The organism is Saccharopolyspora hattusasensis (genome assembly GCF_050972075.1).
Classification (GTDB): Bacteria; Actinomycetota; Actinomycetes; order Mycobacteriales; family Pseudonocardiaceae; genus Saccharopolyspora; species Saccharopolyspora hattusasensis.
The window spans coordinates 7,904,933-7,917,740 of record NZ_JBPCDC010000001.1 but is presented as its reverse complement, the minus strand read 5'-3'; the positions used below and the strand labels follow the sequence as shown (position 1 = coordinate 7,917,740).

Annotated in this window: 9 protein-coding genes; 4 read left to right on the top strand and 5 right to left on the bottom strand. The window is 66.9% G+C overall.

What is annotated here, in order from left to right; all coding sequences use genetic code 11:
• Window positions 1-176: 176 nt before the first annotated feature.
• The 4 genes from ACRXBZ_RS37430 to ACRXBZ_RS37415 all read right to left on the bottom strand — a co-directional run bounded on the left by ACRXBZ_RS37430 (window position 177) and on the right by ACRXBZ_RS37415 (window position 5,648).
• On the bottom strand, window positions 177-1,223 hold the full coding sequence (locus tag ACRXBZ_RS37430) for a methyltransferase (protein ID WP_433883107.1): 1,047 nt from the start codon (window positions 1,221-1,223) through the stop codon (window positions 177-179).
• A gap of 158 nt (window positions 1,224-1,381) precedes the next feature.
• On the bottom strand, window positions 1,382-1,786 hold the full coding sequence (locus tag ACRXBZ_RS37425) for a nuclear transport factor 2 family protein (protein WP_433883106.1): 405 nt from the start codon (window positions 1,784-1,786) through the stop codon (window positions 1,382-1,384).
• Window positions 1,787-1,890: 104 nt separating this feature from the next.
• The gene (locus ACRXBZ_RS37420) at window positions 1,891-2,826 is read right to left on the bottom strand and encodes an NAD-dependent epimerase/dehydratase family protein (RefSeq protein WP_433883105.1); all 936 of its coding nucleotides are present in this window, start codon (window positions 2,824-2,826) and stop codon (window positions 1,891-1,893) included.
• Window positions 2,826-5,648: an alpha/beta fold hydrolase gene (locus ACRXBZ_RS37415; protein WP_433883104.1), complete on the bottom strand. Its 2,823-nt coding sequence runs from the start codon at window positions 5,646-5,648 to the stop codon at window positions 2,826-2,828. The genes ACRXBZ_RS37420 and ACRXBZ_RS37415 overlap by 1 nt, the downstream gene beginning before the upstream one ends.
• A 342-nt stretch (window positions 5,649-5,990) precedes the next feature.
• Here ACRXBZ_RS37415 and ACRXBZ_RS37410 point away from each other — a divergent pair, with 342 nt between their 5' ends.
• The 4 genes from ACRXBZ_RS37410 (at window position 5,991) to ACRXBZ_RS37395 (ending at window position 10,880) form a co-directional block, all read left to right on the top strand.
• Complete coding sequence (locus ACRXBZ_RS37410) at window positions 5,991-6,290, top strand: FAD-dependent monooxygenase (RefSeq protein ID WP_433883103.1); 300 nt, start codon at window positions 5,991-5,993, stop codon at window positions 6,288-6,290.
• A complete protein-coding gene (locus ACRXBZ_RS37405; protein ID WP_433883102.1) occupies window positions 6,287-7,180 on the top strand; it encodes an arylamine N-acetyltransferase family protein in 894 nt (297 codons plus the stop codon). The genes ACRXBZ_RS37410 and ACRXBZ_RS37405 overlap by 4 nt, the downstream gene beginning before the upstream one ends.
• A gap of 416 nt (window positions 7,181-7,596) precedes the next feature.
• Window positions 7,597-8,973 (top strand): aspartate aminotransferase family protein, encoded by a 1,377-nt coding sequence (locus ACRXBZ_RS37400; protein ID WP_433883101.1) that lies wholly within the window; start codon window positions 7,597-7,599, stop codon window positions 8,971-8,973.
• A 1,151-nt stretch (window positions 8,974-10,124) separates the two neighbouring features.
• Window positions 10,125-10,880 carry an alpha/beta hydrolase gene (locus ACRXBZ_RS37395; RefSeq protein ID WP_433883100.1) on the top strand — a complete coding sequence of 252 codons (756 nt, stop codon included), beginning with the start codon at window positions 10,125-10,127 and terminating at the stop codon, window positions 10,878-10,880.
• A gap of 65 nt (window positions 10,881-10,945) precedes the next feature.
• On the opposite strand, the gene ACRXBZ_RS37390 is transcribed toward ACRXBZ_RS37395, so the two are convergent.
• Window positions 10,946-12,793: a ThiF family adenylyltransferase gene (locus tag ACRXBZ_RS37390; RefSeq protein WP_433883099.1), complete on the bottom strand. Its 1,848-nt coding sequence runs from the start codon at window positions 12,791-12,793 to the stop codon at window positions 10,946-10,948.
• Window positions 12,794-12,808 lie beyond the last annotated feature (15 nt).

The following is a 12,808-nucleotide window of genomic DNA, read 5'->3' as shown; positions in this document are numbered from 1 at the left end:
CTGGCTATTGGCCGGATGGCCTTATGAGCGCCTTATGAGCCCTTATGAGCTGACGAGTTGTCCCGTCAACGGTCTTGCACCTGCGGGAAAGATGAAGCGCAGCTGGTGCCGCAGGACGAGGTCCGGGGCGGGAAGCGTTGGTTGGCCGCCTCATTGGTTTTCTGACATCGGCGTGCTCACCGCACGTCACAGCGGTGGCCGACGACCACCGAGACCGGGCCGTCCAGCGGCTCTGCGGAGCAATTCGTGAAGCCGACGTCGGACATCCAGTCCACACAGTCCGCGCCGGTGTAGTCGAAGCCGCCCGGGCTCTCTAGCAGCATGTGCAGGCTGGTCAGCAGGCCGAATGTGTTGGTGCGCCGGTCGTCGTCGATCATCGACTCATACACCACCACCGCGCCGCCGGGGGGTAGCGCCGCGTATGCCTTCTTTAGCAGCATGCGCTTGGTGGCGAGGTCCCAGTCGTGCAGCACGCGGCCGAAGACGATGACCTCCGCAGACGGCAGCGGGTCGGTGAAGAAGCTGCCGGGCACGAAGCGCATCCGCCCGGACAAGCCGGTGCGCTCCACGGTGCGGTCGAAGTTCGGCTGGACGGCCGGGCGGTCGAAACCGGTGCCGGACAGGTGTGGATGCGCGGTGAGGACCGTGTTGAGCAGGATGCCCTCGGCGCAGCCGATGTCGGCCACCGAGCCGTATTTCTGCCACGGGAAGGCCCTGGCCAGGGCCTGGGAGGCGGCCAGCGACCCGCCGGTCATCGCCTTCTGGAAGCGGCTCGCGAGTTCGGCGTCGGCGTAGAGGACGTCGAAGGGGTCGCCGTCGTCGGCGCTGAGGTTGTTCTGTGGCTCGCCGGTGCGCAGGGCCTCGGTGAGGTTGCTCCAGGACTGGTACCACTGTTCCTGGGCCATCTCCAGCAGGCCACCGATGTAGGTGTCCTTGGCCTGATCGAGGTAGCGGTCGGTGTCGGGTGTGTTGGCATAGACGCCGTCTGTGCGCTCTAGCAGACCAAGGGCGACCTGGCTGTCGAAGAAGTCGCGGGCCCCGCGCGGGTGCAGGCCGAGACGTGCGGCCAACGTGGTGGCGTCCGTGGGCCCGTCCGCGGCCAACACGGAGTACACCCCCAGCTCCACCGCGGTCAGCAGCACCTTGGCTGGCCAGAAACCGAGGCCGAGCTGCACGATCCGGTCCTGCGCGGTGCCGTTCGTCAGCTGGCGCTCTGTGCTCACAAGGTGTCCTTCCGTGGGGGTGTGCAGTGCTGTGAGGGGCGCGGCCGGGCAGGCGGCGACCACGCGGCTGACCGACTGGTGCGCGAGCGCCGTACGCAGCGCGGTCTCGGAAGGTGCCCTGCGGCACCAGATACGGCTACTTCATCGGGCAGCCCGCCTTAACTCTCGATCAGGCGGTGCAAGAGGACAGTGTCGAAGATGTCCTCCATGCTGGTGGCCTTGCCCTCGCGCAGCGTCCAGGAGTGCACGAACTGGTGCGTCTCGGTGCGGCCGCCACGGGAGGTGATGTGGCGGACGCCGAAGACCACGATCCGGTCGCCGGACTCAATGATTTCGATTGGCTCCAGCCGCATCCCGCTGAGCACGGTGGGCACGTGCGCCAGGAACTCCTTGACACCCGCGTGGCCTTTCTTGGTGCCGCCAAGACCGTAGGTGTCCATCCCGTCGGGGTGTACCCAGGCGACGTCGGGGGCGAGGGTGGCCAGCAGTGCTTCAACGTCGTGGTCGTGGAAGGCCCGGTAGGCGGCCTGAACAGTCTCCACGTTGGTAGGGCTGGTGACCATGGTCGGTGAGCTCCTCTTAAGCAGTCGGGTACGCGGCTGGTGCCGCTGTCGGTAAGCGGGGCCGAAACCGCGGTTGCGGTGCCCGCAAGGTGGCGGACACCTGTTCAGCCATCGGAGCCTGCCTGGACCAGTTCGGGGTACATCACCTGGAGGGTGCGGCGGATGCCGTCGCGCCAGCCGATTTCGCATGGCCCGGTCAGCTGACAGCGCAGGGTCGGGTCGAACCGGTAGGTCTCGCGGGTGACCTCGCTGGGCACCAACTGCGCGGTGACGCCGGTCAGTTCCTGCATGTGCCGGATGCAGTCGGTGATGCCCACCGACTCGTCACCGCCCCAGTTGACCAGAGTGGTCTCCACCGTGGCGGCGTCCCACAGCTTCGGCACCTGGCGCACCAGGTCGTCGGTGTAAAGCAGCGAGCACCAGTTCTGGCCCTCGACGGGCACCGGGATCGGCTCGCCGGCGAGCATCCGCTTGAAGTACAACATCGGCACGCCCCCGTAACTGCCAGGGCCGTAGGCGATGTTGAGTCGGGCGACCGTGGTGGGCAGGCCGAGCACCCGGCCGAAGGCGCGTACGGTGCCCTCGGTGGCGATCTTGCCGACCGGGTAAGCGGGCAGCCACTCAGCCTTGCCGTCGATCGGGTCGGTCTCAGTGTAGAGGTGGTCGAGGGTCTGCCGGGCGTAGATCGCACCGGTGGAAACGTACAAGAACGCCTCGGCGGTGCGGCAGTGGGTCATCAGCCGGCCCGCGGCGACCGAGTTGACGGTGACGGCGGCGGTGAAGTCACCGTCCTCGCCGCGGCGGACGGCCGAGTGGATGACATGGGTGAAGTCCTCGGGCAGGCCCTTAAGAGTGTCCGCGCCGAGGTCGTCCATGTCCCAGCGGAAGGTCTTGATCCCGCGGGCGGCGAGTTCGTCGGCGACGCCGAGGGTGCCAAAGCGGCCGAGGCACCAGACCTCGTTGTCCGCAGCGAGCGCTTCGGCGACCGGTCGGGCGACCTGCCCGGTACCGCCGGTGACCAGGATCTTTTTGCCCTGCATTACTTCTTCGCCTCCATGGGGGTTGCGTCTCTTGCACCGGCTCCCTCGCCCATGGCCCGGTCCAGTTCCCGGCGCAGGATCGCCTGGAAGGTGGCCACATGTTGCGGGCCCATGAGGGTGTAGTGCTCGCCAGGGACGTCGATGTAGCGGGTGGGCTCGGTGGTGTAGTCGTCCCACCGACGCAGCTCGTTGGCGAGCCAATCCTCCTTGGTGCCGCGCAGCGGAACCGCGTAGAAGACCGTCATGGAGCGGACGGCACCGCTGGGTTGGTAGCTGCGGCCGAGGTCGGTGAGGCCGTCGGCGAGCTCCGCCCATGCCGCGAACTTCTCGGCGGTCAGGTCGAGTTCGGCCAGCCGGTCAGCGGGGGCGATGTCGATGAAGTACTGGAGTTGCTCCTCGCGGCTGAGCCCGCGCAGCCGGGTGGGCAGTTCCAGCGACTGCTTCTTGTTAATCAGCGCCAGGAAGAAGGCGAGGTTGGCGGCGGTCTCGACGAAGTCGAGTTCGTCCATCCGGTATTTGATGTGCGGGGGCAGGTTAAAGCTGCCGACGAAATCCACTCGTTCGCCCTGGGACTCCAGCACTTTGGCGATCTCAAAGGCGACCGCGCCGCCGTAGGAGTAGCCGGCTACCGCGTACGGTCCGTGCGGCTGCTTGGCCCGGATGGCGGTCACATAGCTGTCCACCATCTCGGCGAAGCTGGTGAAGGGCTTCTCTCCGCGGTTGAAGCCGCGGGCGCGCAGGGCGTAGAAGGGCCGGTCGCCGACGAAGTACTTGGCGAGGTTGACGAAGACCAGCACCTCGCCGACGCCTGGGTGCACGCAGAACAGCGGGGTCTTGGTGCCGCTGGTCTGCATCGGCACGATCGGGTCGTAAGGGAGCTCGTCGCGTGCGCCGACCCGCTCGGCGTCAATGTGGGCGGCCAGCGCGCACACGCTCGGTGCGGTCAGCACCGTGATGATCTGCAGATCGGCGCCAAAGGTCTGGGCGACGTTCAGTCGCAGCCGCAGGATGTCCAGCGAGGTGCCGCCAAGGTCGAAGAAACTCGCGGTGACGGAGATCTTGTCGACCTCGGTGTCGAACATCTCCGCGTAGATCGCGGCGAGCTGCCACTCAGTGTCGGTCCGCGGCGCGGTGTAGCCGCCGAGTTGACGCAACGTCAGCTGCTGCACGGCGGCGACCTGTACGTTGAAGTCGCCGGCCTCCAGGCTCTTGCGCATCAGAGCGCGCTGGATCTTGCCAAGGCTGGTCTTGGGGAAGGACTCTCGCGGCAGTGGCAGCACCAGCGCGGGCCGGAAACCCCAGTGCATGACGACAGTGCTGCGGACCGCGGTCAGCAACCGGAACAGGCCGGGTTCGTCGTCGGCCAGCACCTCGGGGTGAAAGGCGATCACCAACTGCTCGGTGTCGGCGCCCTCGGCGCGGGTCGGGAACGCCGCGACGTAGGACGCGGCCACGCCGTCGAGCTGTTCAAGGGCGGTCTCGATGTCGTGGCTGTAGTAGTTGACGCCGTTGACGATGACGCTGTCCTTGCTGCGCCCGACCAGGGTGAGCCGGCCTTTGTCGATCCGGCCGAGGTCGCCGCTACGGAACCAACCGTCGGAAGTGAAAGCGTCGGTGGTGGCCTGCGGGTTGTTGTAGTAGCCGGAGGTGATCATCGGCCCAGACAGCTGAAGCTCGCCGGTCGCGCCTTCCGGCAGCGCCTGGTTGTTGTCGTCGGCCACCCGCATGGCCAGGCCCGCGACAGGCTCGCCGAGGTTGGCGAACTCCTGGCCCGCGTCGGTGGACGGGAAGCCGGTGGAGTAGATGCTGCCAGCGCAGGTCTCGGTCATCCCGAAGGCCGGCCACAGCGCAGTGGGGGCCAGGCCATAGGGGGCGAGCAGATCCAGGAACGCCTCGCCGGTGGTACGGACCACGGCCTCGCCGCCGCTGATGATGTGCCGCAGCCGGGACAGGTCCAGTTGCTCGGCGGCGGGGTCTGGCAGCGCGGAGACGGCGGTGTTGACCAGGCCGAGTAGGAAGTTCGGGGTGAAAGTCACGGTGACCTGGTGGTGACTGATCAGCCGCGGGAACTCCAGTGGCTCACCGAGCACCACCTGTGGCTCGACATGGACCTGCTGCGCCCCGGCGTACAGCGGGAGCAGGTGGCACTCCAACAGGGCCGCGACGTGGTCGAAGGAAACCCAGTTCAGGGTGGTGTCGTCGGCGGTCAGCCGGTGGTAGCCGTTCTTGCCGGCCATCGAGGCCAGCAGGTTGGCGTGGCTGAGCATCACGGCCTTGGAGTTGCCGGTGGACCCGGAGGTGAGCACCAGCAGGGCGAGGTCGTCGGGCTCGGCGTCGTGCAGGTCGTCGGCAGGCGAGAGGTCGCGCAGTTCGTCCAGTGGCACCGCGGTCAGCGCGGCGCCCGCCGGCAATTCGGCCGCAAGCGTCTCGTCCGCGATCAGCAGCGGCTTGCTCAGCAGCTGGTCGACATAGGCGAGTTGCGCCGACCAGCGCTCCGGGTCGCCCCGTAACGGCACCAACGGGCACGGCACGAGGCCGCCGAGCAGGCAAGCCCAGAACAGTTCGATGAATTCGCGCGGGCGCTCCACCAGCAACGCGACCTTGTCGCCGGGCTCGGCGCCCTGCGCGCGCAGCCCGGACAGCAGTCGACAGGCCTCGTCGAGCAATTCGGGGTAGGACTGGAAGGAGTGAGGCACGAGCGCGGTTCCGTGACAGTAGCGCAGCCCAGCACTGGGCCAGGTGCTGGCGGCGCGGACCAGCAGACTGGCGATGGTGCCCATATCGCCGTCAGCGATGGTTGCGCCGGATACATCTACGTGCATGACATCACCTGTCCTCACGAGACCAGTCACACATCCTCCCGAATGTCTGCTCGGTGTTGAGCCGGTAGGCGCCGGACTGGAGATCCGCTCGACGCTGACCAGTGTGTGTGCTCAAGAAACTAGTCGATCTTATGCACAAAAAATCTTGCGCATAAGAAAGAGGATCTTTTGGGCATAAAAAAGGGTTTTTCGGGAAAGATAAAAGGACAGTCTTGCAATAATCCTCGAACGGCACGACCATCGCAGCAGGCCGTAGGGCATAAGCCGGCCACGATCAAACCGTCACACCAAGCTCCTTATCTCTCTTGATCAGCTCCTACTACTGATCACCGGCAGAACTTGGTGCAGTCAACAGAACGGTGCGTCCTCGTACTGCCCTTCACGGCTCAGGGCGCGGGCCAGGGCATCGAAGACGCCGTTGCCCTGGCCGGTGCACTGGCACGCCACAGAGACGACGTCTCGGTGGCGTTGCGGACCTACGAGCAGGTGCGCCGCCCGCGGGCGATGAAGGTCCAGCAGCTCTCCGGTGACATGGGGCGCAACCTCCACCGGGATGCCTCCGAATCCCGGCAGCGTCCCGATGCCCAGCCGATCGGCGACACCCTCGACTGGCTTTTCGACCACGACGCGGAGGCACTGTGACGACTGCCGAGATGACCGCCGAGCACAGAGGACACCACGAAATGCTGCCAGCCCTCGCTGACCACTACGTCGACGCCTACCTGGCGCGAATCGGCGCTGACCGCCCGGAACGCCCGGACCTGGCGACGCTACGGCACCTCCAGGAACGCCACGTGCTGTCGATCCCGTTCGAGACAATCGCGTTATACACCGGGGAACCGGTGCCGCATACGCTCGGCGCCGTGCGGAAGATCGTGGAACACCAGCGGGGCGGGGGCTGCCTGGAACTCAACTCCGCGTTCGGCATGTTGTTGGGTACGTTCGGTTACCAGGTGGAGCTGCTGCACGGCCAGATCTACCGGAACTCGGTGCTCGCCAAGAGCAGCAGCCACATGGCACTGAGGGTCACATTTCCGCAGTCCGGGCAGGATGAGGTGTCCTGGCTCGTCGACGTCGGCGAGGGAAACAACAGCAGGCACCCGCTGCGGATCGACCTGCGCGAACCGCAAGCCGATCCGCACGGCACCTACCTGCTGACCACCGCGCCCGACGGCGACATCGACGTATCGATAAACGGTAATTTGCTGTACCGGCTGGAAACCAGGCACCGCGACGTGGAGTACTGGCAGCCGTTTCTGTGGTGGTATCGCACGTCCCCGCACTCACCGTTCGCGGCAGTGCCGATTTCCATCGCACGCACCGAGCGGGGGAAGCAGACGCTGCGAGGGAACGAGCTGATGGAGGAGTACGACGGGCGGCGCACCCTGCGGCGGCTCGACACCGACGAGGCACTGCTGAAGACATACCGCGAGTACTTCGGAATCGAGCTGGATCGGGTGCCCTCCGCGCAGGAACGGGTGTCCACCGCGATAGCCACCGAGAGGAATGCCGCGTCGGCCAAGAAGCGGTAATCAGCGGGCTGTGACAATCCGATCGGTGCGTCCTCGTACTGCGGGACGCCGACCCCGCTGATGACGCCGCCGGGGCGGGCGATGCCAAAGGTGCCGTAACACCACGACGGTCGGTCACCGTCACTGGCGGCCTCGATGACCGGCCGGTCATGCCGGATTACGGCGCGCCGACTAACTTCTTCGACAAGCAAGGGAAAGACTCACTGTCCTCAAAGGACGATCGGACAGCGGGATCCGGGGCCCACGCCGGGTCCCCGCTTCGCCGACACGATCGACGCATCGTGTGCGCGACGTTATGCAGACCGACGTCAAGGGCCTGCTCGACGCCGGAGCCGCGATCGCAGCAGCCACCTGGGCCGAAGCGGGCATCACCGGTGTCCGGCGGAGCCGGGTGCGGACAGGGCCGGGATGTCCGGGTGGTCGAGCAGCGTCTCGACGACGGCGTCCACGGCCGCGCGCTGCGCTGCCACCCGGCGCCGCACGATCGCGACGTTGCGGTGCACCGGCGCGCTGAGCTCGCGGGTGACGACCGGGATTCCGGGTGGGACGGCCAGTGCGGGCAGCATCGCCACCCCCGCGCCGAGGGCAGTTCGGCGTTCACCGAGGACGGGCGCGAGCTGCTCGACTTCACCTCGGGGCAGATGAGCGCGATCCTCGGACACGCCCACCCGGAGATCGTCGCGACCGTTCGCGAGCAGGTCGCCCGGCTCGATCACCTCTACAGCGGGATGCTGAGCCGCCCGGTGCTCGACCTCGCCCAGCGGCTAGCGGGGACGTTGCCGGAGCCTCTGGACAAGGCCATGTTCTTGACCACCGGTGCCGAGGCGAACGAGGCCGCGTTGCGGATGGCCAAGCTCGTCACCGGCGGGCACGAGGTCGTCTCGTTCGCCCGGTCCTGGCACGGCATGACCCAGGCAGCGGCGAACGCCACCTACAGCGCCGGGCGGGTCGGGTACGGGCCCGCCGCCCCCGGGAACTTCGCCCTGCCGGTGCCCGACCGGTTCCGGCCCGGCATCGTCGACGCCGACGGGAACCTGGACTGGCAACGGCAGCTCGACCTCGGCTTCGACTTGATCGACGCCCAGTCGGTCGGCAGCCTCGCGGCCTGCCTTGTCGAGCCCGTGCTGAGCTCGGGTGGCGTCGTCGACCTCCCGCCTGGCTACCTGGCGGCGCTGCGGGACAAGTGCCGGGAGCGGGGCATGCTGCTGATCCTGGACGAGGCCCAGACCGGACTGTGCCGCACCGGTGACTGGTACGCCTTCGAGCGCGACGGCGTCGTCCCGGACATCCTCACCCTGTCCAAGACCCTCGGCGCCGGATTGCCCCTCGCGGCCGTGCTGACTAGCACCGAGATCGAGCAGGAAGCCCACGACCGCGGGTTCTTGTTCTTCACCACGCACGTCAACGACCCGCTTCCAGCGGCCGTTGGCAACACCGTCTTGGACGTGCTGAGCCGCGACCGCCTCGACGCGCGCGCCCACGAGCTGGGCATGCGGTTACGCGGCGGTCTGGCGGAGCTCGCCGGGCGGTATCCGGTGATCGGCGACGTGCGCGGGCGCGGTCTGCTGATCGGGATGGAGCTGGTCGACGGGCCGGGTGGCGAGGACGCCGACAAGCTCGGCGCCGCCGTCACCAGGCGTTGCGCTGAGCTCGGCCTGCACATGAACATCGTGCAGCTGCCCGGCATGGGCGGGACGTTCCGCATCGCCCCGCCGCTGACCGCCACCGACGCCGAGATCGATCGCGGCCTGGCGATCCTTGACACCGCCCTAGCCGAGACCGCCGGTCGATGACGGGCTGCCGGGGGTGATCGCGGTGCCGCGGTCCGGTCACGCCGACAGGGAGTTGGGGCCGTGCCCCTGGCTACGGCCCTAGCCGCTCACGTGCGCCCTTATTCCCGCAGGTCACACCTGCGCATTCCGTTACCAAGCAATGACTTCCGTCTACTCCTCGCCGATTTACACCCACGGAAAGCCGAGGAGAGGGAATCCAGTTCGCACGTTTTTTATGGTCGCTTGATCAGGTGCAACACCCGGCCCGAAAACCAAAAACCCAAGACGCACGGAAGCGAAACCACCGGAATCCACTACGCAGCAATGAGAACCAGGGCACGATGAAGGCGACACCCGACCACCACCACCCCACCAGCACGAGTGTCGTGAGCGGTTTCGAGCGCTATCGCCCCGAAAACCACGCACGGGCCACCCCGGACCGCGGCGATCAGCGCTTCCATCAGCGCCCCGAGCACCGGTCCTCGGCCACCGAACAAGCTCGTGCCGCCGAGCACCACCGCTCGCGCAAGCTCGGCCGTTCGTCGGCCTCCTGCGTGGGCGACGTCGCCACTTGTCGCCCCAGCAATTCTGCTCACCCCAGGCGACGTTGGCGATCCGCTCACCATGACTGGTGACAGCGAGGTCCTTCACACCAAGGCCCACCCCGACGGCATGCCGGGTTTTCGGCATGGGTTCAGGGTCGGCGGTGTCGACCTGGAACGTCACGTACCAACCCCTGTCCGCATCACGACAGACCACGGCCATTGTGGGCTCCCCGCACTACATTCCTTCGGTGAACCACTCCGTCTACCTGTGCTGGACGAACGCGTTCGCACCACTGCACCTCAATCGGAACCCAGTCCTCAGCACGGATGTCAGCTTCGATGATGCACGCGAGTCGGTGACCCGTCCCATCAACGCGCTTCTGTCAAGGTGCTAATACATATTAGTCCTGCAGGACAAAATTCGGCCAGGGGCTTGATCCCCGGGGGATACGCCGTTCAGTCTCGGTGTCTGATCCGCGTTCTCGACGAGGAGGTTACTGCAGTGGCAGCGGGGCTCAGCATGCGACCGGCGGGCATCGCCGGAATCGCTACCACAGGAGACTTCTCCATGCTTGCCTGCAAGAGGGTGGTTGCGGCAATCTGTCGACTCCGGACCGAGGTTCACCTGTGATCGTCACGTCTGATGGTGTCCGCCTTGAGACCGCCTGGCATCAGGGCGGTGCGGATGCTGTGGTGCTGGCCCACGGCATCACCGCTGACCTCGCAGAGCAAGGACTGTTCCCGGTCCTGGCGGATCGGCTTGCGGCCGCGGGATTCTCGGTGCTGCGGTTCTCTTTCCGCGGGCACGGCCGCAGCGAGGGCAGGCCACGCGACATGACGATCGCGGGAGAACGGTTGGACTTGCGGGCGGCCGTGGAGTCCGTGGGACGCCCGGTTTCGGTGGTGGCGTCGAGCTTCGGTGCAGTGAGCACCACGCTCTCCTTGGGCGAGTTGCCCATCGACTCGGTGGCGCTGTGGCAGCCAGTGCTCGACCTACGGCGGACCTTCCTGGAACCGGAGCTGCCGCGCGGGCGGCAGCTCTACTGCGACCTGAGTTCCTTGCGACAGCGGGGTTTTCTCGATATCGAGGGACGGTTCGAACTGGGCGCGCGGCTCTTCGAAGAATTCGCGGAGCTCGACCCGCGAGCTGCCTTTCTCGCCAGCGACATCCCCGCGCTCGTCGTGCATGGCGACGTGGATGAGCACGTCTCCTACGAGGTGGCCCATGAGGTGGCAGCCCGGCGGCCGCGCACGGACTGGCACCGCGTACGAGGCGGCGGACACGGCTTCCGGGACGTGGAGCGCGAGGTCATCGACGTGACAGTGTCGTGGCTTCTCGACCAGGCTGACGTCTCGGCGGCACAATCCCAGCCTCCAGCATGACGCAATCGTGACCGTGGCATTCGGTTAATACGCTCCTGCTCCCGACACGCCGGCGTGGCACTCAGCTATTCGGCCCATTTCACCGACGTCGCCAGCGGACAGCGCGCCACCCGCGTGGTCGGTGGTCTGGTTCCCTTGCCGACACGCAGGACCGCCAGTACGGCGTTGTCTCCGGAGGCGTCTCTGGTCGAAGGGGTCCCGAGTCCGCCGAATTCTCCCAGCAACGGTTGAGCCGCGTATCCCTGCTCAACCAGGGACAGCCACAGTTGCATCAACGTCTCGCCCGCGCTGATGCGGTCAGCTACGGTCTGACGAGGGCCACGCAGCACGAGTACCGCGCCGCAATTGCGCAACTGCCGGGCACGCCCGTGCTCGACGACCCCTGCCAGTACGTGGCGTTTGGCCACGACCGGGATCGCAGATCCCGCCAGAGCCGATGCAAGACGTCCGGCGAAACCGGAGATTCCGAGCAGGTCGTGAGGCTTGCCGAACCAACTGCGGCCGAACTCGGTATCGGCGCGCTTGCGCACCCACGCCCACAGTTCGTCCTCGTTGCCGATCAACGTGGACCTATCGCGTGCGGTCCGGCCGAGGAGACTGCTTCGAGCTTGCGAACCTTTCATCGTCTCCAGGCTGACATTTCGGTCGGTACACAGTTTTTCGACCTGCTTCAGGGTCGTGCGGTCGATCGGGGTGGACAGCATGTCGCCTCGGTACGTCGAACGTGCCCCCAATACGCCCTGGCGGGTCAAGAAGTCGTCACGCAGGCGATCGAGGCGGAATCGGCCTGCGGACCAGTTCTGGTCCGTGAGCGCACCTTCGTGCGCCTCCCATTCGCCGTACGCGAGGTACGAAAGAGCTCCCAGCGTGCATCCGAGGTTCTCGGCCCAGCCCAGCCGGTCCGGATGCGCTGTCGGCCAGCGTGCCCCGTTGAGCGCGAGCTGGACGGTGTGGTTGCCGACGATTTCGAAACGCCACGGCTGGGAGTTGTACGCGGAGGGAGCGAGACGGGCGCCGCCCAGCACGGCGGTGAGTTCCGGGGGCAGTTCGCGCTCCCGTTGCCCGCTCCGCACTGGCCGGGAACCGCCCTTTCTCGTCACCTGGCGAATGGTCCACAGAGTTCGGGCGAGTTCCAGCGGCATACGCGCCCGGTGTGCTAACGCCGCGGCTCTCGGCATGGCCGCAGCATGGAGGTCCACCGTCACTACGGATTTGACCCGTCGGTTCATCAGCAAGTTGAGCACAACCCTGCTGCCGAGCGCGCCGAGACCCATCACGCAGTAGGAAATCTGCGGCCAGGTACCGCCGTTGGCCAGCCGGTCGGACATGACGGGGAGGTAGTCGCTGGGGAAGTGCGTCCTGCCGAACCAGCGCACGGAGTCCCACAGACGGTTGTCCCGGTGCGCTTCCGCGGTCGCCTTCCCGTGGAACGGCAGCGGGTTGCGGCGGTAGTCGAAGACGAACAGGGCCGGTTTTCCGCCCCAGTCGACTCCGGCGACGACGGGAATGCCGCGACGGGCGGCGCGTTCGTGCAGCTGGTACTTGACCCACGCGGACATCGCGGGATCGATCGCGTCGAAGGCGACGTGTGCGCCGTCGAGCGCCTCGTCGAGGTTTTCCAGGGTGAGACCGCCCGGGTAGGTGCGCACCTCGGCGGTGGGACTGATCGCGACTACCCGGCGGGCGAGCACCTCGGGTTTCGGCAGGCCGACATCAGCGACCACGCACGCCTGCCGGTTGAGGTTCGACACGTCGAATCTGTCCGGGTCGGCGAGCCGGAAACGGGTGACGCCCATTCGCGCCAGCGGTTCGACCACGGCACCACCCACGCTGCCGCAGCCGGCCACCAGCACAGTCGCGGCCCGGAGTACCGCTTGCTCACGCTCGGTAAGAATGTCCAGGTTGCGGCTCACGGCCTCCGCACCGAA